The organism is Sporosalibacterium faouarense, assembly GCF_016765695.1.
GTDB classification, from domain to species: domain Bacteria; phylum Bacillota; class Clostridia; order Tissierellales; family VENL01; genus Sporosalibacterium; species Sporosalibacterium faouarense.
This window is the reverse complement of record NZ_JAETGO010000035.1, coordinates 1-26,313: the sequence shown is the minus strand read 5'-3', so window position 1 is coordinate 26,313 and position 26,313 is coordinate 1. Positions and strand designations below refer to the sequence as shown.

General features: G+C 30.7%; 21 protein-coding genes. 1 reads left to right on the top strand and 20 read right to left on the bottom strand.

Features of this window, described 5'->3' with window-relative positions; translation table 11 throughout:
• Positions 1–159: 159 nt before the first annotated feature.
• From JMO20_RS06300 to hpf, 6 genes are all read right to left on the bottom strand, one after another.
• Positions 160–2,427, bottom strand: coding sequence for a Tex family protein (locus JMO20_RS06300; RefSeq protein ID WP_202708690.1), 2,268 nt, complete (start codon positions 2,425–2,427; stop codon positions 160–162).
• A gap of 119 nt (positions 2,428–2,546) precedes the next feature.
• Positions 2,547–4,736 (bottom strand): methyl-accepting chemotaxis protein, encoded by a 2,190-nt coding sequence (locus tag JMO20_RS06295; protein WP_202708689.1) that lies wholly within the window; start codon positions 4,734–4,736, stop codon positions 2,547–2,549.
• 278 nt (positions 4,737–5,014) lie between these two features.
• Positions 5,015–6,125, bottom strand: a protein-coding gene (prfB, locus tag JMO20_RS06290; RefSeq protein ID WP_202708688.1) for a peptide chain release factor 2 whose coding sequence is annotated in 2 segments (ribosomal slippage) — positions 5,015–6,049 and positions 6,051–6,125 — 1,110 coding nt in all. Because the reading frame shifts where the segments join, the coding sequence is not laid out codon by codon here.
• Between the two features lie 15 nt (positions 6,126–6,140).
• Positions 6,141–8,882: a preprotein translocase subunit SecA gene (gene secA, locus JMO20_RS06285; RefSeq protein WP_202708687.1), complete on the bottom strand. Its 2,742-nt coding sequence runs from the start codon at positions 8,880–8,882 to the stop codon at positions 6,141–6,143.
• A gap of 158 nt (positions 8,883–9,040) precedes the next feature.
• The gene (locus tag JMO20_RS06280) at positions 9,041–9,628 is read right to left on the bottom strand and encodes a DUF5317 family protein (protein ID WP_202708686.1); all 588 of its coding nucleotides are present in this window, start codon (positions 9,626–9,628) and stop codon (positions 9,041–9,043) included.
• 181 nt (positions 9,629–9,809) lie between these two features.
• On the bottom strand, positions 9,810–10,337 hold the full coding sequence (gene hpf / locus JMO20_RS06275; protein ID WP_202708685.1) for a ribosome hibernation-promoting factor, HPF/YfiA family: 528 nt from the start codon (positions 10,335–10,337) through the stop codon (positions 9,810–9,812).
• An 812-nt stretch (positions 10,338–11,149) separates the two neighbouring features.
• Between hpf and JMO20_RS06270 the strand changes: the two genes are divergently transcribed.
• Positions 11,150–11,377: a hypothetical protein gene (locus JMO20_RS06270; protein ID WP_202708684.1), complete on the top strand. Its 228-nt coding sequence runs from the start codon at positions 11,150–11,152 to the stop codon at positions 11,375–11,377.
• A 66-nt stretch (positions 11,378–11,443) separates the two neighbouring features.
• Here JMO20_RS06270 and JMO20_RS06265 read toward each other — a convergent pair whose 3' ends face one another.
• From JMO20_RS06265 to JMO20_RS06200, 14 genes are all read right to left on the bottom strand, one after another.
• On the bottom strand, positions 11,444–11,923 hold the full coding sequence (locus tag JMO20_RS06265) for a flagellar protein FlgN (RefSeq protein WP_202708683.1): 480 nt from the start codon (positions 11,921–11,923) through the stop codon (positions 11,444–11,446).
• A gap of 1 nt (position 11,924) precedes the next feature.
• On the bottom strand, positions 11,925–12,314 hold the full coding sequence (gene fliS, locus JMO20_RS06260) for a flagellar export chaperone FliS (RefSeq protein ID WP_202708682.1): 390 nt from the start codon (positions 12,312–12,314) through the stop codon (positions 11,925–11,927).
• Positions 12,315–12,334: 20 nt separating this feature from the next.
• The gene (fliD, locus tag JMO20_RS06255) at positions 12,335–14,794 is read right to left on the bottom strand and encodes a flagellar filament capping protein FliD (RefSeq protein ID WP_202708681.1); all 2,460 of its coding nucleotides are present in this window, start codon (positions 14,792–14,794) and stop codon (positions 12,335–12,337) included.
• A 31-nt stretch (positions 14,795–14,825) separates the two neighbouring features.
• Positions 14,826–15,197: a flagellar protein FlaG gene (locus JMO20_RS06250; protein WP_202708680.1), complete on the bottom strand. Its 372-nt coding sequence runs from the start codon at positions 15,195–15,197 to the stop codon at positions 14,826–14,828.
• Between the two features lie 170 nt (positions 15,198–15,367).
• On the bottom strand, positions 15,368–16,492 hold the full coding sequence (locus JMO20_RS06245) for a Gfo/Idh/MocA family protein (RefSeq protein WP_202708679.1): 1,125 nt from the start codon (positions 16,490–16,492) through the stop codon (positions 15,368–15,370).
• Between the two features lie 31 nt (positions 16,493–16,523).
• Entirely contained in the window at positions 16,524–17,846 is a 1,323-nt protein-coding gene (locus JMO20_RS06240) for a UDP-glucose dehydrogenase family protein (RefSeq protein ID WP_202708678.1), read from the bottom strand.
• 20 nt (positions 17,847–17,866) lie between these two features.
• Positions 17,867–18,991 carry a DegT/DnrJ/EryC1/StrS family aminotransferase gene (locus JMO20_RS06235; RefSeq protein WP_202708677.1) on the bottom strand — a complete coding sequence of 375 codons (1,125 nt, stop codon included), beginning with the start codon at positions 18,989–18,991 and terminating at the stop codon, positions 17,867–17,869.
• 5 nt (positions 18,992–18,996) lie between these two features.
• Entirely contained in the window at positions 18,997–19,608 is a 612-nt protein-coding gene (locus JMO20_RS06230; RefSeq protein WP_202708676.1) for an acyltransferase, read from the bottom strand.
• Positions 19,609–19,639: 31 nt separating this feature from the next.
• Positions 19,640–21,196: an acetate--CoA ligase gene (locus tag JMO20_RS06225; protein ID WP_207753450.1), complete on the bottom strand. Its 1,557-nt coding sequence runs from the start codon at positions 21,194–21,196 to the stop codon at positions 19,640–19,642.
• Between the two features lie 34 nt (positions 21,197–21,230).
• Positions 21,231–21,467, bottom strand: a complete 237-nt coding sequence (locus JMO20_RS06220) for an acyl carrier protein (RefSeq protein ID WP_202708674.1) — start codon at positions 21,465–21,467, stop codon at positions 21,231–21,233.
• A 31-nt stretch (positions 21,468–21,498) separates the two neighbouring features.
• Positions 21,499–23,013: a tetratricopeptide repeat protein gene (locus tag JMO20_RS06215; protein ID WP_202708673.1), complete on the bottom strand. Its 1,515-nt coding sequence runs from the start codon at positions 23,011–23,013 to the stop codon at positions 21,499–21,501.
• A gap of 173 nt (positions 23,014–23,186) precedes the next feature.
• Entirely contained in the window at positions 23,187–25,124 is a 1,938-nt protein-coding gene (locus JMO20_RS06210; protein ID WP_202708672.1) for a glycosyltransferase family 2 protein, read from the bottom strand.
• 14 nt (positions 25,125–25,138) lie between these two features.
• The gene (locus tag JMO20_RS06205) at positions 25,139–25,465 is read right to left on the bottom strand and encodes a hypothetical protein (protein WP_202708671.1); all 327 of its coding nucleotides are present in this window, start codon (positions 25,463–25,465) and stop codon (positions 25,139–25,141) included.
• 112 nt (positions 25,466–25,577) lie between these two features.
• The coding region (locus JMO20_RS06200; protein WP_202708670.1) for a flagellin N-terminal helical domain-containing protein at positions 25,578–26,313 on the bottom strand (736 nt) is incomplete at its 5' end.

Genomic DNA, 26,313 nt, shown 5'->3' with positions numbered 1-26,313 from the left:
TATCTACAAATTAAGTATATTTTTTATAAAATTTTAATATAAAGTTTTCTCAGTGAAAAATAATTCTCAGAGGAAATTAACTGATTAGAATTTTATCATTTTGTATAAATTCCTCTGATATTTATTTTATTAAAATTGCACTATGCAATTTATCTACTTTTAAGCTTCTTTCATGCTTAAAGAAATTCTTTTCCTATCAAGATCTACATCTAGAATCCTAACTGAGACTACATCACCAACTGAAACTATATCCGTTGGTTTCTTAACAAATTTATCACTCAGGTGAGATATATGTACCAATCCATCCTGCTTAACTCCAATATCTACAAATGCACCAAAATCAACTACATTTCTAACGGTTCCTGTTAAAACCATTTCAGGTTTAAGATCTTCCATTTTTAATACATCTGTTCTAAATACTGGCTTTGGCATTTCATCTCTAGGGTCTCTCCCTGGCTTCTTTAGCTCTTTTATTATATCCTTAAGTGTAATTAATCCTATTTCTAATTCTTTTGAAAGTGCTTCTAAGTTTTTACTAATATTAATTCTTTTTGTTTGTTTTTCTCCTCTAAAATTATCCTTAAATTTTTTAAGCTCTTCTAAAGAATTAATACTAGTATTATCGGTGTCGTTTCCATTTTCTCTATAATCAGCAACTCTATCATCTATATCCTTAAGCTTTCCTTCTTTTATATCATCCATTGTATATCCTAATTTATTAATTAGCTTCATTGTTTCCTCATAGGATTCAGGATGGACTGAGGTATTATCTAAAGGTGTATCACCATCTGAAACCCTTAAGAATCCTGCACATTGTATAAATGTTTGCTCTCCTAATCTTTTTACTTTCAATAATCCTTTTCTGTTTTTGAATCCGCCATTTTCCTCTCTATACTTAACTATATTTTTAGCTACACTATTGGATATACCTGAAATATATTTTAATAATGATGCCGAAGCTGTATTTAAGTCTACACCAACACTATTTACACAATCTTCAACTACAGCACTTACTGATTCATCTAGCTTACCTTGATTCAAATCATGCTGATATTGTCCAACTCCAACATGCTTAGGATCAATCTTTACAAGCTCAGCAAGAGGGTCTTGAAGTCTTTTAGCTATAGAAATAGCTCCCCTTATAGAAACATTTATATCAGGATATTCTTCATTGGCCACTTTAGAGGCAGAATATACCGATGCACCTGCTTCGCTTACAATAGTAAAATATACTCTTTTGTCTAGTTCCTTAAGCATATCTGCTACTATCATTTCTGATTCCCTGGAAGCAGTTCCATTCCCTATTGCAATCATATCTATATCATATTTGTTTATAAGATTAATAAGCTCCTTCTTTGCCTCTTCCACCTTGTTTTGTGGTGCTGTTGGGTATACAGTAGTATAATCTAAGAGCTTGCCTCTTTCATCCACTACTGCTATCTTACATCCAGTTCTATAGGCTGGGTCAAATCCCATTACAACCTTTCCTTTAATTGGCGGCTGCATCAATAAAGGCTTTAGATTTTGAGCAAATACCTTTATAGCATCCTCTTCAGCTCTTTCAGTAAGATTATTTCTTATTTCCCTTTCAATAGATGGAGATATAAGCCTTTTATAGCTATCTTCTATACTTGCTTCTAGATATTCCTTAGTTATTGCTTTCTTATTAGTAATTATTTTACTTTTTAATATTTCTACAATTTCATCATCTGGAGAGTCTACTTTTACTCTTAAAGCTTTTTCTTTTTCTCCTCTATTTAAGGCTAATATCCTATGATTTGCTATGTTTTTAACTGGCTCTTTATACTCAAAATACATCTCATATACATCATTAGCTTCATCATCTACAGCCTTAGAAGTTATAATTCCTTTATCATATGTAATTTTCCTAATTATATCTCTAAACTCTGCATCATCAGATACTATTTCAGCTATTATATCCATTGCCCCTTGATAGGCCTCTTTAATACTATTTACTTCTTTCTCTTCATCTACAAATGGCTCTGCAATTTTCTCTAAATCACCTTCATTCAACTCTTGAGAAAGAATAATATTGGCCAAAGGCTCTAATCCTTTTTCTTTAGCCTTTGTTGCCCTTGTTCTTCTTTTTTGCTTATAGGGTCTATACAAATCTTCTACTCTCTGTAGTGTTTCTCCTTTAAGTATTTCTCCCTTAAGCTCTTCTGTCAACTTATCCTGTTCATCTATTAATCTAATGACCTCTTCTTTCCTGCCTTCGAGATTTCTAAGATAAGTTAAACGTTCATTTAAATCTCTTAACACTACATCACTTAACTCACCAGTTTGTTCTTTCCTATACCTGGCAATAAAGGGAATAGTATTCCCTTCATCAATAAGTTTGATAGTGTTTTCTACCTGAAACTTCTTTAGATTAAACTCTTGTGTTAATTTTAATGCAATATTCATATGCTTATACTCCTTACCTTTTATTTTTCATAACTTCATTATATAATTTTAATCCTAATCCTACAAGCAATGGCATAGAGTAAAAGACTAAGATTTCTCTTAGTCTTCATTAGTTATCCTTAGCCTATTTTAAACTGTTTAATCAAGCTCTCAAGTTTATTGGCCATTTCATTTAGAACCCCAGTAGATTCATTAATATGATGAAGGGCTGATTGCTGCTCTTCTGTGCTAGCCAATACAGTTTGAGTACCTGAAGCAGTTTGTTGAGATACTGAGCTTACTTGACTAATGGCTCTTTCTATGTCTTCCATACCACTAGAAAGCTCTTCAACTATTGAAGTGAAATCTCCAACAGCTGTGGCTACCTTAGTAGTCTCTGTCATTATATTACCAAAGGATACTGTAGTATTTTCTATTACTTGGTTACCTTTATCTACTTCATCTATTCCATCTTCCATTGATTGTTGTACTATAGACATTTCATTCTGTAATTTATTGATAATTCCAACAATATTTTTTAAAGCATCCCCGGTTTGTTCAGCTAGAGTCCTTACTTCATCAGCAACAACTGTAAAACCTTTACCGGCATCTCCAGCTCTAGCTGCCTCTATAGCAGCATTCAATGCTAATAAATTAGTTTGCTTAGCGATATTATCTATAAAGGTAATAATCTTACCTATTTCGTCAACTTGAGTATTTAAATTTGATATCTGGCTTGCCGATTTTTTAACTTTACTTGCAATAGAATTCATCGTCTGTTTAGTTTCATCTATATCCTTAGCTCCTGAATTCGCAATATCAGAGGCTTCATTAGTGGCCTTAAGTATTGATTTAGATCTATCTTCCACATCTTTAACACTGCTAACTAGATTCGTTACAATTGAAGAAGTTTCATCAACACTTTTTAATTGTCTATCAGTTCCTGCAGCTACTTCTTCTACAACCTCTGAAATCTGTGAAGATGCATCGACAGTAAGCTTAGTATTATTATTTAATTGGTCAGCAGTCCCTTTAATAGTATTAGATGTCTCTCTTACATTGGCAATAAGCAACGTCATCGACTCAACCATCTTACTAAATGCATGCTGTAATTGTCCAATTTCATTTTTCGAGGTTACCTTCACTTTGTTGGTGAAATCCCCAGATTCTACTTTGTTTGCTACATCTGCTAATCCTATTATTGGTTTTGAGAATGCTCTACTAGCTATTGCTGAGAAAAAAATAATAGCAATTATTGCTCCAACACTAATAAGTAATGTTCTAGTTAAACCTTGAGCAGCAGCTTCATTAATCTCTCTTTGATTTTGTTCAATTATTACTGACCATCCAGTTAAAGGTACTCTGTTATAAACTCCTAATACATCTGTTCCTTTTTCATTCTCATACTTAGTATTACCTGGCGTATCCTTATCATCGTTAAGCGCTGCTATAGCCCCTTCTATACCTTCAGACTTTACATTTACCTGCTTAAGAACCTTTTCTTCAAAATTAGGATGTCCTATAATAGTTCCTCTCTTATCTATAACATATGCTAATCCAGTTTTTCCAACACTATGATTATTTGTTAAATCAGTGAGCTTTTCCAAGCTAATATTGGCTGCCAATAGTCCAACCTTCTGATTTAAATTATCTTTTATAGGTATTGTAATCATTACTCCAGGTAAATTAGCATATAAATCGGAATGAGAAATATATTGCTCTTCTTTCATTCCTTCAATGAACCATTCCCTATCACTTAAATTTTCTTTTACGCTACTTCCTCTAGTAGAAAACAATTCATTACCTTCAACATCAAGTACATAAAGGGTTTGAATATCTTCTACATTGATAACGGTATTAGTTAATACCCTCTGAAGCTCTCTCCCCTCCATATTAATGAAATCATGGGTATTTGCCAGGGTTTTTAGAACTTCAAATGAATTTTCAATAAAGAGTTCAACCTGACCAGATAATGATTTAGCAATAGTCTCATTTGAGGCAATAATATTTTCCTCGGCATCATTAGCTTGTACATTATAATTAATAAATCCTATTGCTATTATAGGTAAAATAGTTAATATAAGTACGATAGCAGTAAACTGATTTTTTATCTTTTTAGATTTTATACTTTTCGAATTTTTAGACAATTTTTTGCCAGTCTTTTTATTCTCTTTCTTTTTGATTTTCTTATTAGCATTGCCATTATCTTTTTTATTTGTTTCTTTGATAGCTTTATCCACATTTAACTTTTTGTCTTTCTTCTTTTTCTTTGGCACCTTACTAATAACATTGATTTTTTTCTTCTTATTTCTTTTACGAAATAAACCCATCTAATCACTCCCTTGTTATAAAAAGGTTATTCATATACTAAATTATGTAATTATTAAAATTTTCCATTATTATGTCGAAGAAGCGTATAACTTATATATTCTATATTCACCTGTTAATTCCTTTCTGCAAAGGAATTTTTTTTGTTTCTATTACCCACTTAAAAAGTATATATTTACCTTAATATTTTATTGCAATTTCCATTTATTTCAATAGGGATTTAGTATCATTTAAGTATGGTAAAAGCCCTAGTTCCCTAGAGCTTTTACTACATAATTTTTTAACTTTCTGTTACCTTCATTTTTAAATATTCATTTATAAATATATCTATAGACCCATCCATTACACTATTTGTATTACCAGTTTCTGCATTGGTCCTATGATCTTTAACCATATTATATGGGTGAAAAACATATGATCTTATTTGTGATCCCCAAGCTATCTGATTATATTGTCCCTGCAAATCATCAATTTTCTCTTTCTGCTCCCGTTCCTTTAACTCAATGAGTCTTGCAGTAAGCATCTTCATAGCTGTTGCTTTATTACTATGCTGAGACCTTTCATTTTGACATTGAACTACAATTCCAGTAGGAATATGAGTTATTCTAACAGCTGAGTCTGTGGTATTAACGTGCTGTCCACCTGCTCCACCTGCTCTATAGGTGTCTATTCTAAGATTGTTTGAATCTATTTCTACTTCTATATCATCATCCAATTCTGGAAAAACATCTACCGATGCAAAGGATGTATGTCTCCTTCCAGAAGAATCAAATGGTGAAATACGAACTAATCTATGAACTCCTCTTTCAGCTCTTAAATATCCGTAAGCATTTATTCCTTTTATAAGCAAAGTAGCGCTCTTAATACCACCTTCAGTGTCTGGCATTATATCTAGGATATCAATAGTATATTCCTTTCTCTCCGCCCACCTTTTATACATCCTTAAAAGCATTTCAGCCCAATCCTGTGCCTCTAAACCTCCTGCACCTGAATGTATTGATAATATAGCATTATTTTTATCATACTCACCACTTAGTAGAGTTTTTATCTCCAATTCTTTCAAGTCTATTTCGATTTCTTCTATATTACTATCTATCTCTCCTGCCATAGAATCCTCTTCTTCTTCCTTAGCAAGATCCAATAATACATCTACATCCTCTAATCTACTTTCAATTTTCTTATATTCTTCAATTTTATCTTTTATAGCTTTCGATTCTTGGACTACTTTCTGAGCGCTCTGACTATCATCCCAGAAATCTGGTTCCATCATTTTCTTATCATATTCCTCAGCTTGCTTTTCTAAACTAGGCAAGTCAAAGTGAAACACCTACCTCAGCTATCTTTTCAGTTAATTCTAGAATTCTAGCTTTATAGCTTTCATATTCCAGCATTATGATCCTCCTTATCTATCTGCCACAACATTTCTTATATTTCTTACCACTACCACAAGGACAAGGTTCATTTCTTCCAACTTTCTTACCCTTAACTACTGTTTTAGGCTTATTCTCTTCAGCGCCACCATGACTAGTGCCAGTAATTTCTGCTACTCTTTTTCTTTCAACCTTTTCTTCGACTTCTACATTGAAAAGATATTTAACTGTGTCCTGCTGAATGCTTTCAATCATATCTTGGAACATGTCAAATCCTTCAGCCTTATAGGCTCTTACAGGATCCTCTTGACCCATAGCTCTTAAACCTATACCTTGTTTCAACTGAGACATTGCATCTATATGATCCATCCATTTACTATCTACTGCTCTTAATAAAACTACTCTCTCTAACTCTCGGATTCTTTCCACAGTAATCTCTTCTTCTTTTCTCTCATAAGCCTTTCCAGCAATATCTAATAACATGGATTTTAATTGATCTTTTGTTAAACTCTCAATATCGTCTATCACTAATGCTCCTTCAGGAAGGAATACTTTTCCAAGGTGTTCTTCTAATCCTTTCATATTCCATTCTTCAGCATATTTGCTATTAGCAGTATATAATTCAATTGCATCATCAATTATTTGTTCAACCATAGAGAATATATGATCTCTTAAATCCTCACCCTCTAGAACTTTCTTTCTCTCAGCATATATTATTTCTCTTTGCTTATTCATAACATCGTCATATTGAAGTACATGCTTTCTTATATTGAAGTTTCTACCTTCAACTCTTCTCTGAGCACTCTCAATAGATTTAGATAGCATACCATGTTCTAAAGGCTCATCATCAGGCATACCCATTTTATCAACCATAAGTCTTAATCTATCTCCAGTGAAAAGCCTCATCAAGTCATCCTCTAGAGATATATAGAATTTAGAAGATCCTGGGTCTCCTTGACGTCCAGAACGTCCTCTAAGCTGGTTGTCAATACGTCTTGACTCATGTCTTTCTGTACCTATAATATGAAGACCACCTGCTTCTAACACTTTATTATGCTCTATTTTTATTTCTTCCTTAGCTTTATCTAATAGCTCTCTATAAGTTTTTCTAGCTTCTAAAACTTCTTCATCATTTGTATCAGCAAAGCTGTCTACTTGGTGAATGACATCTTCACTATATCCTTTTTTCCTCATCTCAATTTTAGCGGTAAATTCAGCATTACCACCTAGCATAATATCAGTACCACGACCAGCCATATTAGTAGCAATTGTAACTCCACCAAATCTACCAGCCTGAGCTACTATTTCAGCCTCTCTTTCATGTTGCTTAGCATTAAGAACTTCATGAGGAATTCCAAGTCTCTTAAGCATCTTACTTATCAATTCAGATTTTTCAATAGATATGGTACCAACTAGAACTGGCTGACCTTTCTTATGTTTCTCTGCTATTTCCTCAACAACTGCTTTAAACTTACCTTCCATTTTCTTATATACAACATCAGGATGGTCTTCCCTTATAACAGGTTTATTAGTTGGAATCTCAACTACGTCAACATTATATATTTCTCTAAATTCTTCCTCTTCTGTCTTAGCTGTACCTGTCATTCCTGAAAGTTTGTTATACATTCTAAAATAGTTTTGGAATGTAATAGTAGCTAAAGTCTTTGATTCTCTTCTTACATCTAATCCTTCTTTTGCTTCTATGGCCTGATGTAATCCTTCACTATATCTTCTTCCAAACATAAGTCTACCAGTGAATTCATCAACTATTACTACTTCCCCTTCTTTAATAACGTAATCAATATCAACCTTCATTAAGTTTCTTGCCTTTAATGCTTGATTAATATGATGAGATATCTCCATATTTTCAATATCCCCATAGTTTTCAATATTAAAGAATTTTTCTGCTTTCGTAATCCCTCTATCGGTTAATGTAACTGTTCTTGCCTTTTCATCTACAATAAAATCAGCATCTTCATCTTCTTTATACTCTCTATCAAATTTATCCATTCCCTTTTCATTAGGGTCAGCTTTTCTACCTTGCAATGTCCTTGCAAAGGTTTCTGCTGCAAAATACATCTTTGTTGATTTTTCTCCATTACCAGATATAATTAATGGTGTTCTTGCTTCATCTATTAATATACTGTCAACCTCATCTATAACAACAAAATTCAAATCTCTCTGAACCATCTCTTTCTTATATATAACCATATTATCCTTCAGATAATCAAAGCCGAACTCATTGTTAGTTCCATAGGTAATGTCACTACCATATGCTTTTCTTCTTTCTTCAATACTAAGTCCATGAACTATAACACCAACAGTAAGCCCTAGGAAATTATATACCTTCCCCATCATTTCACCTTGATATGATGCAAGATAATCATTTACAGTTACTAGATGAGCTCCTTTACCTTCCAGAGCATTTAAATAAAGTGGTAAAGTTGCAACTAAAGTTTTACCTTCACCAGTTTTCATCTCAGCTATCCTACCCTGATGAAGAACGACACCTCCGATAAGCTGCACCCTATAATGTCTTAATCCCAATACTCTATCAGAAGCTTCCCTAACAACTGCAAAAGCTTCTGGTAATATGTCATCTAAGGTCTCTCCTGACTTAAGTCTATCTTTAAACTCATTGGTTTTGTTCTTTAATTCACTATCACTTAGCTTTCTCATATTATCTTCTAAAGCTTCAATCTTATCAACAATCGGTCCCAATCGTTTTATTTCTCTTTCACTGTAGCTTCCAAAAATCTTCTCGAAAATTGATTTCACAGTATCTCACCTCACTAGTTTATACTATCATTATATTTTATCACTAAAATTTGTAAGTAGCAAGAAATCCAAAAATACAAAACAAAAATCCAGAAAGAACTTCCATTCTTTAGACTGGATTTGATTATTTTATGTTTATTATTGTTAAGAGTCTATCACTATCCTCTATATCTGAAATTAAGCATTTTATTATTTCCAATGTCTTGATTAAACATAATAGTTTGAATTAAGAGAAATACTCCCAAACTTATTAATAAATCACCTATACTAAAAATCTGTGGATAAATATAGGGTTTTGGTATCGCTATAAAGTGACTTAATACACTTGCATTTGTTGCATCAGTTAAAGGTGCCAGTAAATTAGCTCCTTCTCTAGTTAAGAGATTTGCTGCATCTTCCAGTCCTATGTAAGAAAGTCCTTTTCCAGAAAAAATAATATTTTGATCGTTTGCTACAAATGAAATTATATTTAGTATTAATCCAATACAAATTAACCAAACTTCTCTATATTTATAATTTAATACGATTGCAACTAAGAGAATTATATTTACAACGATGTAAATAATATAACTATAATCTAAAAGCAAATCATATCCTCGTATAGCAAAGTGAATAAAACTCATATATATTATTAATGCTAAAATTAGAACTATCATTTTATTGAATGATGAACTAATTAATTTTGCTATGCTTCCTCCTCGAATAACCCCTATAATTATTGCTGCAATTAAAAACTCTATAAGCATTATTTTCCCTCCCCTTTTAGCTTTGACTTACCAATTATCTTCTATACAAATAATTCTATAAAATATTGGATAATCCTTCTCATTTAACAGAATAATAATAATATTCTTGAAAAATCCCGACATAAAAAGACGAGGAAAAAATCCTCGTCCTTATCATTCTATATATTATTTAAAATCTATTTTAAAATTCTGGCTCAATTAAGCCATAATCTCCATCTTTTCTTTTATAAACTACATTGACTTCATTAGTTTCTGCATTTCTGAAAACAAAGAAGCTATGACCTATCAATTCCATTTGTAATACTGCCTCTTCTTCATCCATTGGCTTCATAGCAAATTTCTTAGTTTTAACTATTTTAGGCTCATCATCTTCTTCTTGTAATAGACTAACATTTTCAAACCTAATAGTATCTCCATTATGAAATCTTTTTTGAAGCTTTGTTTTATGTTTTCTTATTTGTCTTTCTAGAATATCAACTGACCTATCTATTGATGCATACATATCGTCAGTAATTTCTTCTGCTCTTAAAATATTTTTAGTAAAAGGAATTGTCACTTCAAAGATGTGTCTGTTTTTCTCTACACTAACTGTAGCATTAACCTCTACATCCTCATTAAAATATTTTTCTAGTTTATTCAACTTCTTTTCTACGGTATTTCTTAGAGCATCTGTAACATCCATGTTTTTTCCACTAACAGTAATTTTCATAAATTCCAACTCCTTTCAAGTTAAGAATTACAATTGATAAGAAAATTTATTTTATATTATGATAAAAATTCTTATATATATATTTCTATATCTGCTTAAAAATATCCTTTCAATTTTCATAATATTTTGTTAATTTCCTTATCAAATAAATATTTCTTTTGTTTATATATATGATACCCACCCTAGAAATTATTTAACATCTTTTTTACTTTATAAAAATTTCTATAATTATTTGAAATTTGTCACCAAAATATTCCTTTTATTACGTACATATATATTATAATTTGATAGAATAAAACATATTCAACAAATATTATTCATTCTTTTGCATAATTATTAATTTCGTTATCCACACCATTTTGGTTGTAATTTTGTGGATAAGTATATAGGTTTTCTGTGGATAATGTGAATAACTCTGTGGAAAACAGTATATATCCACAAACTATATTGTGGAAAAAGTGTGAATCAATAGTGGACAGTTGTTAATTTTACATTTGATTCCTAAATTTGCTAATTTACTGTTAGTTTTGACAATTATAGTTATTCTTTTTATTGTGGTGATAATATTTGTCAGATACTAGATGTAGGCCTTATTCATAGGTCAAAAGTACTATATTTTATTACAATAAACTTGAATTTGTATTAATGTTTACATTTCTACATTTATTTAGTATAGTTTTAGTAACAAGGTTTTGCTTATTATGGTGCCTTCTAGGATTCAAATATAATTGTATATATATATGATTATATTTAATAATAAATAGATATTTCTCAATTAATTATTTTAAAATAATTCTGAAGGTGGAGATATTATGAGTTTGGTTAATTGTAAGAAATGTGGAAAACTTTTTGAAAGTGAAAAGGATATTTTATGTAGTAAATGTTCAGAAGAATTGGATAATCCCTATAAAAAAATTAGAGACTATCTATATGGAAGAAGCAATGTAAACATAATAGAGTTATCTGATGCTACTGGAGTATCTAAATCCCTTATTTTAAAGTATATTAGGGATGGTAAAGTGTTTATTTCGGGGAAATAGCCATTCTAATTGATTAATAATAAAAGAATCACCCATATAGGATGATTCCTTCATACTATTCAATCCTTACTTTTTACGATCAATAAAGTATCCATCGGTTTGAGTACTCTGCTTATAATAACTTGAAGTAAGTTTTTTACCTTTCTTGATATTCTTAAGTCTAGATTTAACATCGTTATAGTTCTTATTAATTAATCCCTTATTAACTTGCTCAATATCATAAATAGCATGAATTATATTCTGAATCTTTTTTGTAACAGATTTAAGTACAGATACTAGACTCTTATCAATATCTAATTCTGCTATTTCTTCAACACCATATTTTTTCTTTATCCCTGCAAATTGCTTATTAAAAGCTTTATCAAGCCTATCTATCTTATCTATTCTTTTTTGTTTACTTTTTATTAAATGATCCAATCTTTCTATTTCCTGGCTCTGCAACACTTCTGTTTGTTTATGGGTAAATTTTAATATTTCATCTAATAGATTTAACTTTGCTTCTAGTAATTGAATTAAAGGACTTAAATCATTTTCTATATCTTGCATGCTATATATTCACCTTATTCTTTTTTGTAATTTGCATTGCTTCTTCCCAAGTTTCTTTTAACTCATTAGTCATATCATAGACTTCTTGTAATATTTCAATGTCTTTTTTTATATTTCCTTCCTGTAACCTATCTTGCATATAATCATAAAGACTGTACAGGTTTTTTCCAACCTCATAATTTGTATCGACAATTGACATAAAGTGAATAAATATATCCTGAGCCCTAATGTTACTTTTATGAGCTACTTCAATTTCTTTTTTATCAATAGCTATTATTGATTGCTTAATGAATTTCATTGCTCCTTTATATAACATAATATTTAGTTCTTGAGGTGATGCAGTCATAATTGAATTCTGTTTATATTGTGAATAAGGATTACTCATTGCCATATATATTACCTCCTTAAAGATTACATTCCTCCACCAAATTGTGATGCTAACCAAGATGATTGAGAATTCATCTCAGCCATAGCGGTCTCAAGTCTTGCAAACATACTATAGTAATATTCTTCTTTATCAGCTAAATCACTTTGTAGTCCATTAATCATTTCATCATAGTTCTGAATTTTAGAGAACAAAATATTATTAACTGCTGATGTATCTCCTTCGATTCCTGCCTTTTCAAGCAATCTACCTTTTAGCTCATCATCGCCTCTTGTTGTGCTAATATTTTTATCAATTATATCATTAAGTTTACTAGCGATTCCTTTTTCACCGTACATATCACCCTTATTGGTAAACAGTTGCATAATTTCTTGAGAATTATTAGAAAGTGCTTCTTTAAGTTTATCTTCATTTATTATTAGCTTCCCTCTATCCCTATAGTTGGAACTAGTTGTTATTCCAATGTCAAATAATCTTATCCCAACATTATCCACTCCATCATAAAGGGCATTCCTCATATCGCTAACAATACTTCTAAGAATTGAATCACTTCTTAACATACCACTCTTAGCCTTTTCTTCCCACAATTCTATTTCCTTTTCTGACATTTCTCCCTTTTGAACTTCCGTTAAAGGTTTATAATCATAAAACTTCTCTTCTGTGAGCTTAGAATTTATTTCAGATATTACTTCATTATATTTGTCTACAAATTTCTTAACAGTATCAAATACTTCATCTGGATCCGCATTTACATTAACAGATATGTCAGTTAAACCTTCTGTATCATTAGGATCATATTCAGTGTTTAGGGTATATTCAACTCCATCTATTGTAAAATTATTAGAACTTCTAGTAGTAGCTACACCATCTAATGTGAATTGCGCATCAGTTCCTTCCGTAACCTGATTTAAATTTAGTGAACCATTAAGAAAGTTCGTTCCATTTAAATCTCCTAATGATATATCGTTCATGGCACCTTCATTATCAGCTTGTAATACAAACTTATCAGATACGCTACTATAACTTAACGTAACACCTGCATCACTACTATTTATCTGATTGATGACGTATTGTAAGGAGTCAGTTTCATCAAAAGAAAAATTTGTATCATTAATCTGAAACTCAACTTTACCACTATTAAATACAGTATCTGTCCCAAAGTTTAAATCATTTAGACTTAGTTTTAAATCTATTACATTTTTACTAATATTATCGAATCCTAAATCATCTACAACGGTTTCAGTACTATTAGCCACTTTTATCTCTTGACCAGCCGTACCACTAAGTATCAAATTTCCGCTACCGCCATCTGATACAGTAAAAGTAGCACCTTGGCTTGAAAGCTGAGAATTAATAGCACTTGTTAAACTAGCTATATCAGTATAGTCTTGAGTTAAATCAATATGATATTGTGTTCCATCTGCAAATATATCCATTTCTTTGCCTAAATCTGATGCAGTTAAGTTCACATTACCTTCAAGTTTATTAATTTTCTGTCCACTGGCAAATCCAATGTCACCAATAGAATTTGGAGTATCTCCTGACAAAATTGTTATTTCATCGGAAGTATTATAAGATACTAATTTTACCCTATCCCCATCATTAACTACTTCCACAACATTATTTCCAAGAGCTACATCCAAGTCAGTTTGAAGCTGTGTAACAAAACTCCCTATAGTACTGGCTCCAGTTATACCAATAGAAACATCTTTTTCAGTTCCATTTACATCTATTTTTATATTCCCACTAATATCAATTGCACTAGAAAAATCTAGTTCTTGACCAGTAATTGAATTCGTTTGGTTTTGGTTTAGCCCTAAGTCACTTAAATAAGTATGTGAAGCACTCTCAATATTTAAAGTATGACCACTAGCCTGAAAACTCAATGTACCTGTTCCGTCATTACCAGAGATATCTATACTTCCACTTCCAAAAGCATCGTTAACTAAACTTTGTAACTCTGTGGCTAATCCAGTTGCTGTTGTAGCTCCAGCAGCTGTACTATTCAAAGTTATAGTTTTAGTATTTCCATCTAGAGTTATATTGAAGGATTTACCTTCTTTTAAATTAGAAAAATTAATAGCATTCCCTGTCATTACATCTGAAACTGAAGATGAACTACTCCATAAAGCTTTTTGAGCTAACTTAATATTGTTAATAGTATGAGTTCCAACATTAGCTGACCCAGTTGCTTTAACAGTAACAACATTACTGTCTATTCCTCCTACCTGCGTTGAAGTAGAAAAAGCTGCAAAGGTACTTGATGACATCATGTTCGTACTTGGATTTAACATATTAAAGTATTCGTCCTTAAATCCCCTCAAGAGATTTGTCATTTCTCTATATGCGTCAGTTTGCCACTCGACGTATTCTTTTTTTTGTTTTACAGAATCTACTCTACTGTATTCTACACTCATTAACTGTTTAATTATAGATTCTGTATCCATTCCAGTTGCCATTCCAGTAATTCTAAGCATATCAGACATTATTTTCTCCTCCTATCAAATATCATTCTTACTAAACCTTTTCGTCCACTATGATTCCTGCCATTTCTAATAAATTGGCAACCATGTCCAATATTTTTTCCGGTGGAATCTCTCTTATCACTTCGTCAGTATTTGAATCAACTATTTTTACAATTATTGAATTAGTTTTTTCATGTACTGAAAATTTTAATTTTCTATCGTATACTTCAAACTTCTTATTTGCCGATTCAATTGCTTTAATTATTTTCTCTTCACTTGGTTGTGAACCATGAAGAGAAACCGTAACTTCTTTAGGAGCGTTTCCTTTTTGCTCTTTTCTATTATGTACAGTATTCTGCTGAGGCTGAGCCTGAGCCTGCCGTATGTTTCCATTTACTGACATATCAATGCTTCCTAAATTCATAATTGCGCCTCCAATCAAATATTCTTCTATAAACATTATCGGCAAATAATTACAATAGTTTAATTGTTTTTAAGACTTTAAGAATTTAATCTACTATATATACTTAACGAAAGACAAATTAATGTTTATATTTAGGTTTTGCTACTGCAATATTCTCTAAAATAAAAAACTTATATCTCCTTAACTCCTTGCTTTGTTAGCATAATATTATTAATATCAAACTTCACTCTCTTTTTATATTTACTTGATAAATAAGAATGAAGAATAATAGACATAGCTATCTTCCCTTCTTTGCCATTAATTAGTGGTTCAGTATCTTCTTTTATACTATTCATGAAATCAGTATATAAAGGAATATGTCCATTTCCATATATATTTTCAATTTTATTATCAAAGCTCTGTAGCACATTATTCAAATCATCTTTTCTATCCTCAAAATTCCATACTAGAATTTCGTTAACTGCTTTTCCTCCGATAACAACAGTTCCTTTTTCCCCTAAAACAGTTAATGTTTCTTCCAAATTTTGTGGATAAGTAACTACTGTTCCTTCTATGTTGCCAATAGTTCCATCTATAAACTCTAGCTGAATGCTACCATAATCCTCTGCTTGAATATATGGGTGTGTATAATTATTTACTAATCCATTAATTTCTTTTATCGGTTGTCCAACCATCCATTGTAATAGGTCTATATTATGAATACATTGATTCATCAGGCAACCGCCATCTTGGTCAAATGTACCTCGCCATGATGCCTGAGTATAATACTCTTTATTTCTATTCCATAATATCCTAGCTGTTACCGCAAAGATTTTACCAAATCTTCCTTCATCTATAGCTTGTCTTAGCTCTTGAATGGGAGGATTGAATCTATTCTGATGACAAACACCTAACTTTAAGTTTTTAGATTTTGCCAAATAAATCATCTCATCAGCATCTTTTGTAGATAGTGCCATTGGCTTCTCCACTAAAACATGTTTGCCAGATTTTAATGCTTCAATAGCAATTTCTGCATGTTTGCCAGATTCCGTACAAATTGACACTATATCTATATCCTTATTTGCCAAGATATACTTATAATCGTCACAGACTAGTGGAGTAGTTAAATCACAATCCTTGTCTGTAATTTTCTTTTGAAGCTTTTCTAAGTATTCTTTCGATCTGGCATGTGCTTTATCAATAACAATGTCACAAGTTGCAATAAGTCTTGCCAAATCATTATTTTCAATTATTGCATCTATATGCTTATAAGATATTCTACCGCATCCTATTATTGCAAAGCTGAGCTTTTTCATGATGTCACCCCTATCATTTAAACTTTAATAGCTATTGTCCTACTCCTATATATATAAATCCATTTTTTTCTATATTGTCTCTTGAATAAATATTCCTAAAATCAAAAAAGTACGGCTCTTTTAAGCTCTCTTTTATCCTACTTAAGTCTAGATTCCTAAATTGATTCCACTCAGTAATAATCACTAATGCATTACAATCATTAACTGCCTCATACTCATCCTCACAATACTCAACCTTATCTTCAATTTCCTTAAGCCTCCATTTAGCCTCTTCCATGGCACAAGGGTCATATACCTTTATCTTAGCTCCTTTATTGGCTAGTTGTTCCATTATGGTTAATGCAGAAGATTCTCTAGTATCATCTGTATTAGCTTTAAAAGCAACTCCTAATATTCCTATTGTTTTGCCCTTAAGGTCATTTAATTCATTTTGTATCTTTTCTACCATCTTGTTTTTCTGTCTTTCATTAGCTGCAATTGTCGTTTCAATAAGTGTAATTGGGGAATTATACTTTTTCCCTATTTCTACTAAAGCTCTCGTGTCCTTAGGAAAACAGCTCCCTCCATATCCTGGACCAGGGTGAAGGAACTTAGATGATATCCTTCCGTCTCTTCCCATTGCTCTTGCAACTTCTTGTACCTTTGCTCCTACATTTTCACATAGATTAGCCATCTCATTTATAAATGTAATTTTCATTGCAAGGAATGCATTTGAAGCATATTTAATTAACTCAGCAGTTTCTAGATTTGTCTCTACAAACGGAACTTCATTAATATTCAGTACTCTATATACTTCTCTCATAATTTTTCTTGCCTTATTGGATTCTGTTCCTATTACGACTCTATCAGGATGAGTAAAATCATGAACAGCTGAGCCTTCTCTTAAGAACTCTGGATTTGATACTACATCAAACCCATAATCTACTTTTCTCTTTTTTAATTCATCTTTTATAATTTGTTCAACTAGTTTTCCTGTTCCTACAGGTACTGTACTTTTATTTACAATTACTTTATACCTATTCATACTTTGTCCTATTTGTTGAGCCACATATTTTACATGCTGTAAATCAGCATTACCATCTCCTTGAGGGGGTGTTCCAACAGCTATAAATATTACATCATTGTCTTTTACAGTCTTCTCTATATCTAAGGTAAAGTCTAACCTTTTATAATAAAAATTTCTTTCTACAATATATTCCAATCCTGGCTCATAAATTGGTATTACTCCTTGATTCAATTTTTCTATTTTATCTTCACTTCTATCAACACAAGTTACTTTAAGACCGAAATCTGATAAACATGCTCCAGTAACTAGTCCTACATATCCCGTTCCAATAATCGCAATACTATGCATAGATTACACCTCCATCACTACTATTTATTATTTAAAAATAATTTAATTGAATTAACAACCTCATCTATTTCTTCATACCTGATTTCAGGCCAAAATGGTAAGCTTATTATTCTTTTCGCAATCCTTTCCGTAGTTGGAAAGTCCCCTTCTTTATAACCTAAATACTTATATGCCTCTTGAAGGTGCAAAGGTAAGGGATAGTGTATTCCTGTAGATATCCCTTTTTCTTTAAGAAATTCTCTTAATTCGTCTCTATTATCTGACTGTATAACATAAAGATGATAAACATGTCTGTATATATCTTTATCAGTATAAGGAATAATACAGTTTACGCCTTTGAGCTTCTCGCTAAAGTACTTAGCTTTTTTACTTCTTAACTCATTCCACCCATCTAAATGCTTGAGTTTGATATCCAAAACACTTGCTTGAATTGAATCTAATCTACTGTTATATCCCTCAAATTGATGAGTATATTTATCTACTCTACCATGATTAGCATATTTTCGAATTTTTTCAGCAAGTTCTTTATCATTACATACGATAGCTCCACCGTCTCCAAAGGCACCTAAGTTTTTTCCAGGATAAAATGAAAATGTAGCAATATCTCCGTATTCTCCAGGTCCCTTACCTTTAAATTTAGCTCCATGAGCTTGAGAGGAATCTTCAACTACTGATAAGTTATATTCTTCTGCAATTTTCATTAATCTTTCCATATCACACATCTGCCCATAAATATGTACTGGAATGATTGCTTTAATATTTTTTTTATTTGAGTTCTTGTGTAGATATTCTTTCAATTTTTGTGGATCCATTGTATATGTCTTTTCTTCTATATCAACAAAATCAACTTGTGCACCCACAGCTGTTACAGCTTCACCAGTTGCTATAAAAGTATTCGGAACAGTAATTACAGTATCTCCTGGTCCTATTCCTAATGCTTTTAGGCTTATTATTAAAGCGTCCGTTCCATTTCCACAGGAAATTGTGTTTTCAGCATTGCAGTACTCTGAGAAGTTCTTTTCAAATTTCTTAATATCTTCTCCGCCAATAAACCTAGTATTATCAATATGCTTTTTTATTTTCAACATCACTTCATCATATATTTGAGGATAACTTCCTGATAAGTCCATGAATGGTATTTTCAAATGAATCACCTCTGATTATATTCTTGTATATCATCAATTTCCTTTATTACTCTTGCTGGATTTCCTGCCACAACTTTGCCGTCACCAATATCCTTTACAACGACACTTCCAGCTCCTACTAAAGAGTTCTTTCCCACCTTTATACCAGGAAGAATTGTACTATTTCCTCCTATTTTAGCTTTTTCAGATATAATTGGTCCTTTTAGTTTTTCTTTTACATTTTTTGATCTTGGATACCTAGCGTTAGTCAATACTACATTAGGTCCAATCCAACATTCCTCTTCTAATGTAGTATACTCTGGAATAAATACTTGAGAATGAATTCTTACATTATCTCGTATTTTAATGTGATGCTCAATGCATGACCCTGTTCCAACACTTACGTTATTTCCTATCTTATTGTTTTCCCTAATCATGACATTATGTCCCGTTTGAAAGTTATGTCCAATTTTATTACCAGCATATATAACAGTATGGGATCTAATTACTGCATTGTCTCCTATCACAGTAGATAAATCTTCATCTTCATCAGAGGAAGGCTTACCTATTATGACAAAATCTTCTATTATGCAATTTTTACCTAAGATTACATTAGGGTATATTATTTTTGTTGACATATAAGCCTCCTTACATAATTTATCCCTTTATTCAATTGGCTCTCTCTTCCATTTTCCTAAGAGTACGCCTTGAAATTTTTCCACTATTAGTTTTAGGGAATTCATTAACTCTTGTTATATTTTGAGGCACTGCAAATGGCATAACTTCTTGTCTAACGATTCTTTTAATTTGCATTTTTATTGAATTTGTTAATTGAGTATTATTCTTCATTATAACAAAAGCTACCACTTTTTCTCCTAATACACTATCTTTAACTCCAAATACTGCAACGTCTTGAATTAAAGGATGCTTTATAATTGAATTTTCTACTTCAAATGGACTAACTAGATGACCAGCTGTATTTATTATTTCATCTGCTCTTGACTTGAACCAGTAATATCCATCTTCATCACAATAAGCAATATCACCTGTAATATACCATTCACCTTCAAACTTTTCATTATATACATCTTCATTATTCCAATAATCAATAAACATAGATTCCCAATTCTTTTTTATGCATAGATTCCCAGCGACATTTCCAACTACTGGTTTATAATTATCATCTAATATGGTAACTTCGACATCATTCAAAGGCCTTCCCATAGAACCGAACTTAACTTTAGTTTTTTCACCGTTAGCAATTATAATGCTACCTGTCTCTGTTTGAAACCAAGTATCTCTGGGAATAATACTAAATTTTTCATCTACCCATTGAATTGTTTCAACATTAAGTGGTTCCCCTACACAATAAATATTTTTTAAGTAATTATTTTCAAATTGCTCAAAGACTTCATGTTTCTCCCTCATTAGCATACGTAATAAAGTTGGGGCTGTATACCATATTTTAATGTTATATTTTTCTAATGCATCTAAAATATGTGCTGCTCTATATCCCGGCTCCAATACTAATGTAGTTGCTCCTATGCTTAGTGGACCCAGAATTCCATATGTAGAGCCTGTAACCCATGCATGGTTGGCAGTACACCAGTACATATCCTGTTTTGATAATCCAAATACTTCTCTCATAGTATACTTATACCTTTTAATAGCTTTATGTATATGTACCACTCCTTTAGGCTTAGAAGTAGTACCTGATGTATAGTGTATTATGGCAATATCATTTTCTAAAGTACTATAGTCTTCAAAATTATAGTCAAATTTAGACAGCTCTTTTATAGATAAAACTTGACAGTAATGTAAATCTACGTCTCCCATATCTTCATCCATTATAATAATGTTTATATGATTATTCCTCTTGGTTAAAAACTGCATCTTTTTTAGTAAGTACTTCTGAGTGACTATTATTTTGGGCTTGCAGTCTTCAATTTTCTGATTAAAAGATTCAGTCCCAGAGCTAGTAAATATTGGACTATATATTGCACCCACCTTTAATATTCCGATTATCATAAATATTAAGTAAGGATTTTTTTCAGCACAGACAACAACCCTATCTCCCTTTTTTATTCCCATACTAATTAACATATTTGCGGCACGATTAGAATACTTATCTAAATCAAAATAACTATATTTCTTTGGGTCTCCATTTTTATTAACACCAACCAATGCAATATCATTACTTGTATTTCGGCATATAAATTCACCCATATTAAACATTTTTTGACTCCTCATCATCTAAGTTTTATAACCTTTCTTTTATCATATCTCCAATTTTTATTACAGTATTTGCATTATTTTCAACTATCTCATAGTCTTTAATTTTAACATTGAATTCATCTTCTATATAGCAAACTAAGTCTAAAAGTGCAAATGAATCTATAAGTCCTGAATTAAAAAGTTCTGTATCTAAATCTATTTCTACATCTTGTAAGATTAAATTATCTGTAATAAATCTCCTTATACTTTCTAGTTCTTTCATACATACTCTCCTCTATTTTATATATTAATAACTACCATTCAATATTTTCCTCTAAAAAGATAGTTAGTTTTTTGGCGCCTTCATTATTTAAGTGAGAATCATCCCAAAAGTCTTCATCATTAAACATGCTAGACTTAAATAAATCAATAATTTGAAAATCATATCGTCTTTTAAATTCATTTATAATTTTATAAAATCTCCCTTTTAGATCCGATGAAGAATATTTATAATAGTATTGACTTACTGGACATACTAGAATAATAGGTTTTACATTATTATTTATTAGAAAATTAATAAATTCATCAAATATTTTTTTATTTTCATTAACAATCTTTGGTCTATTCATTCTAGAATGATACATTGCATACTTCTTTCCTTTCTCTGAACAAGAAGAATCCAGTACCTTATTTGATTTAAAGATTCTGCTAGACAGGTAAGCTTTGGAGCTTACTTCTCTATGATACATTTTATTAATGAGTCTGATCCCAAGCTCATTATCATAGTTATGAGTGGTTTTTAATAATGGATAATATCTATGTATTCTAGTTCTTTCAAATGTTCTAGATAGATCATAGTCAAAACTATAGTATCCTAAATTTATAATTGCATATTTGAGATTCTCTTTTATATATTTAAAATTGTACACAAATTTAAAAAATTCAAAGTCATAAAATAAATCTTGGCTAGATAAGGCAATATTAATTGAATTTCGTTCAAGAAATTTACCGTCTACTCCAACTTCTGCATATGATAAACCTGTTGTAATTAATTCAACTTTGTCATTTTTTAGTGATTGTAATAATTTATAGTCAAACCCCTCTATTACAAAATTAAAATTGAACTTATGATATTCAAAAATTTTCTTTTCTAATATACCAACCCTATTCAATATTTCTTTGTGCCTTTGTATTTCTTCATCTTCTTTACTTAATAAAACTATATAATCAAAGTCTAAATTCTTTAATTCTTTTCTAAAGTTAATATCTGTTGCTTTAATTTCTGAATTTAAAAAATCTATACAGCGGACAATCACAAAATCATGATCAAATTCTTCTCTCACTTCATTTACTTGATCTTTATTACCCACTAAAATAACTTTAGTTTTGAATGATAATCGAAATTTTTCTATACGCTTATTTTGAGCTTCACACCCATTATTAATTTTACAAGATATCTTCATAATTTCTTGTTGAATATCTTCAATACTTAGCAAATCTTTAGTCTCAAGCTTAGCTAGATAATATGAAGTCATAGCTTCATAGTATCTTCCAGATAAGCTATATACATATCCTAAATTATAGAGTATGTCAAAATTATACTTATCTATCATTAACCCTTCTTTTAAAGTTCTTTCTGCTTCTACAAGTTTATTACTCATCATATAAATGACAGCTTTCATTGAATGTATCTCTACATCTCTAGGCACTACCTTTTCATATTGAATTATAATTCCCATTGCTTGTTCAAGTAACCCCTGTTCTATTAATAACTTAATTCTATCTTTTAATCCATTTAATTTTCCCTGTATGTTGCTTTTTTTTTTCATATTAAAAGCACTCCTAATTCTTTAACTTATTATCTTTAATATTTCTATATACTGCCAAGTACATTTGTTATATATTAACATTATAATACTTTGTTTTTCTAATATTTATTATCATAAGATATACAAGGATTAATCACAGAAATTCATAAAATTATAGTATTGAAGTCAAATCATTACTCTTCATTTATCAAATCTATTGAAAAGTTTTGATTCTTATAATACCTTAAAAAACGAATCATACTGGGATATATCCTATATGCATCTCTAAAATATTTGATTGCTAGTTTTTCGTTATTATTCGATAAAGCCTCATTTACAAAATTCATTAAAACAAAAAATTTATCACGACTATTTTCTATAAACTGCCACTGAAGTTTGAATTTACTTTCATTGTATAGATTTTTAACATAATTTGACCCTATTTTCAAAAAAATCTCGAATATTTCAAAATCTTCTTGTATTGTATCTTCTTCATTATCATAATTTTTGTCAGCATTATAATCCATTAAAGACTCAGCAATACAAACAAAAATTCTACTAGAATGAAAGTCATTTTCTCTAATATCTTCTTTCAGAATATAGTTTTTTAATTGTTGTCTCGTTTCTTTAGAATTATTTATTAATCCTGATAAAAATACTTGCAGATTTGCATTTGTAATTTTCTTAAACATTGTTAGCATTGACCGTAGATTGCTCTTATTTATTTCAAGAACTTTCCAATAAAATTCAGGTAACTTATTTAGATCATACAGTCTAGCAAACTCCTTTTTAAGATTTTCTCTCATCTTACTCTCTGAGCATCTAATCTTATTTAGCATTTCGTAATGTGTATTATTTCCTGTAAGTAGCTTCTCTATCTTTTCATTTTCCTCTTTTGACAATTGCTTCTTTTCTTGTTCCAATAGTTTAATAAAGTTTAATAATTGCTTATCTTCATTCTTTATTAGCTTATAATAAAATTTTAATTCACTAAATTTTTTTAGCTTTATAAGTGGTTCTATCATTAATATCGACTTAGTTTTATGATTTTGAATTTTTTTAATTGTTTTATAGGCTTCTAGATATTTTTCTTTTATTAAATAATCTTTACCTATATTCATGTAGGCAAAATCAATATGCTTACTAGACGCATATAAGGTTACTAAAGATGGATTCTTTGAAACTTCTAAAGTATCAAACTTTTCAGCAAATTCAACATAGTCTCTAAATGCTTCAACTGAAGCTTTCTTTTCACCAATTTCACTTTTAGATTTAGCTAATATATATCTTAAGTCCACACTATCTTCAAGGATTTTTAATCCTTCTTGACAAATTCTAATGGCTTCCATATATTCTTTATTATTAAAAGCTATTTTAGAATAACATCCGTATATATAGACATGCCCTTGTTCAAGAACTTTCTTTTTCTTTGCAATTTCATAAGCTTTTCTAACTTCATTTAATGCAAGATCATATTCCTGATGAGAATCATAGCTTACGGCAAGTTGATATCTATAATATATATTATCAGGGTCTTTCTCTAATTCTTGCTTCAATATAGTACTAGTCCTTTTAAACTTTTTCTCCATTACCTCTTTTCTATCTGCCGCATATCCATAGTGATCTAGGTAAATGTCTACTCCTAAAATCGGGTTCTTAAACTTAGGTTGATTGTGGATAGACCCTTCATAATGAAATTCTCCATCATTTCTAAAAACTCTAAGCCCTGTAGCTAAAGCAAATCCCTTATCATTATCTGTAGAAAAGTAGTTTTTTGTCATTATAGATATAGTATTATATTTTTCAATTTCCATAGAATTTAACAGGTAAATTAATCTGTCACAATCTACTAGCTCTTCATCACCATCAATTATAAAAATCCATTCTCCTGTTGCATATGATAACGATATATTTCTCATATCAGAAAAATTATTATTCCATTCATGAAAGTATACTTTATCAGTGTATCTCTTAGCTATTTGAGGGGTAGCATCTGTTGAACCTGTATCGACAATAATCAATTCACCAAATGAGTCTTCCAACAAAGGACTTATACTCTCAAGACAACTTTGCATATTCTCTTCTTCATTTTTTACAATCATACAAATGCTTAACTTATATTTATGTTCCATTTTAACACCTCAACTTAAATAGATTCATATATTCCTTCCAAAACAGGTTTCAACTCGTATATCATTACATCATGGAATAAGTACTCATCATTGCTTTCAAGTGCTTCTATCATCATACCAAGTTTCTCGCTAAACTCCAATAAGTCTATGGTATTAGTTTCATCCACAATAGAATTGATTCCATCAAAAAGAGTACTCAGATCTTCCATAAGAAAAAACACTCTATCATTTTCAAATTCATTTGTATCTGAAAAATTATCATGTATATCGTTTATTCTTTTAGTTATATTTAAAGTAAGTTCTAAAATTGAGTTCTTTAGTTCTTGTATGTTTCCACTCAAAGTGATAACCTCCTCATTATTTCATGCAAATACTATTTTTGTTAATTAGGGTCAATATTTCAAAAGAGACTCTTTTTCAGAGTCTCTTTTGATTTATCAACAAAATTTTTGATTATCTTAATAATTGAAGCACGCCTTGAGGAGCTTGATTTGCTTGCGCCATCATTGAAGTAGCTGCTTGCTGTAAGATGTTATTCTTAGTGAACTGCATCATTTCTGAAGCCATGTCTACGTCTCTAATTCTTGATTCTGCTGCTTGTAAGTTCTCAGAAGTTGCTCCTAAGTTTCTTACTGTACTTTCTAGTCTATTTTGAAGTGCACCTAGCTTAGCTCTTTCTAAGTTAATAGAGTTTATAGAAGCTTCAATCTCTGAAGTAACAGATGTAGAAGATAGAGCTGAAGCAGTTGATACATTACCAGCAGTTATAGTTAATGCTACTGTATCAGAATCTGAAATAACTATATCAAATGTTTGAGTACCATCTAATATTGATGTATTGTTAAACTTAGTATTGGTCTCAATATTACCAATTTCATCAGCTAAAGCAGTCATTTCTTGAGCTATATTAGTCTGATCATCAGAGTTATATGTTCCATTAGCCTTTTGTACTGCTAACTCCTTAAGCCTTACTAACATATTACTCACTTCATCCATTGCACCTTCTGCAGTTTGAATTAAAGAAATACCATCCTGTGCATTTCTTTGTGCTTGCTTTAGTCCTCTAATCTGTCCTCTCATCTTTTCAGAGATTGATAATCCTGCTGCATCATCTGCTGCACGGTTTATTCTCTTACCTGATGAAAGTTTCTCCATTGACTTTGATAAATTAGACTTGTTAACAGTCATC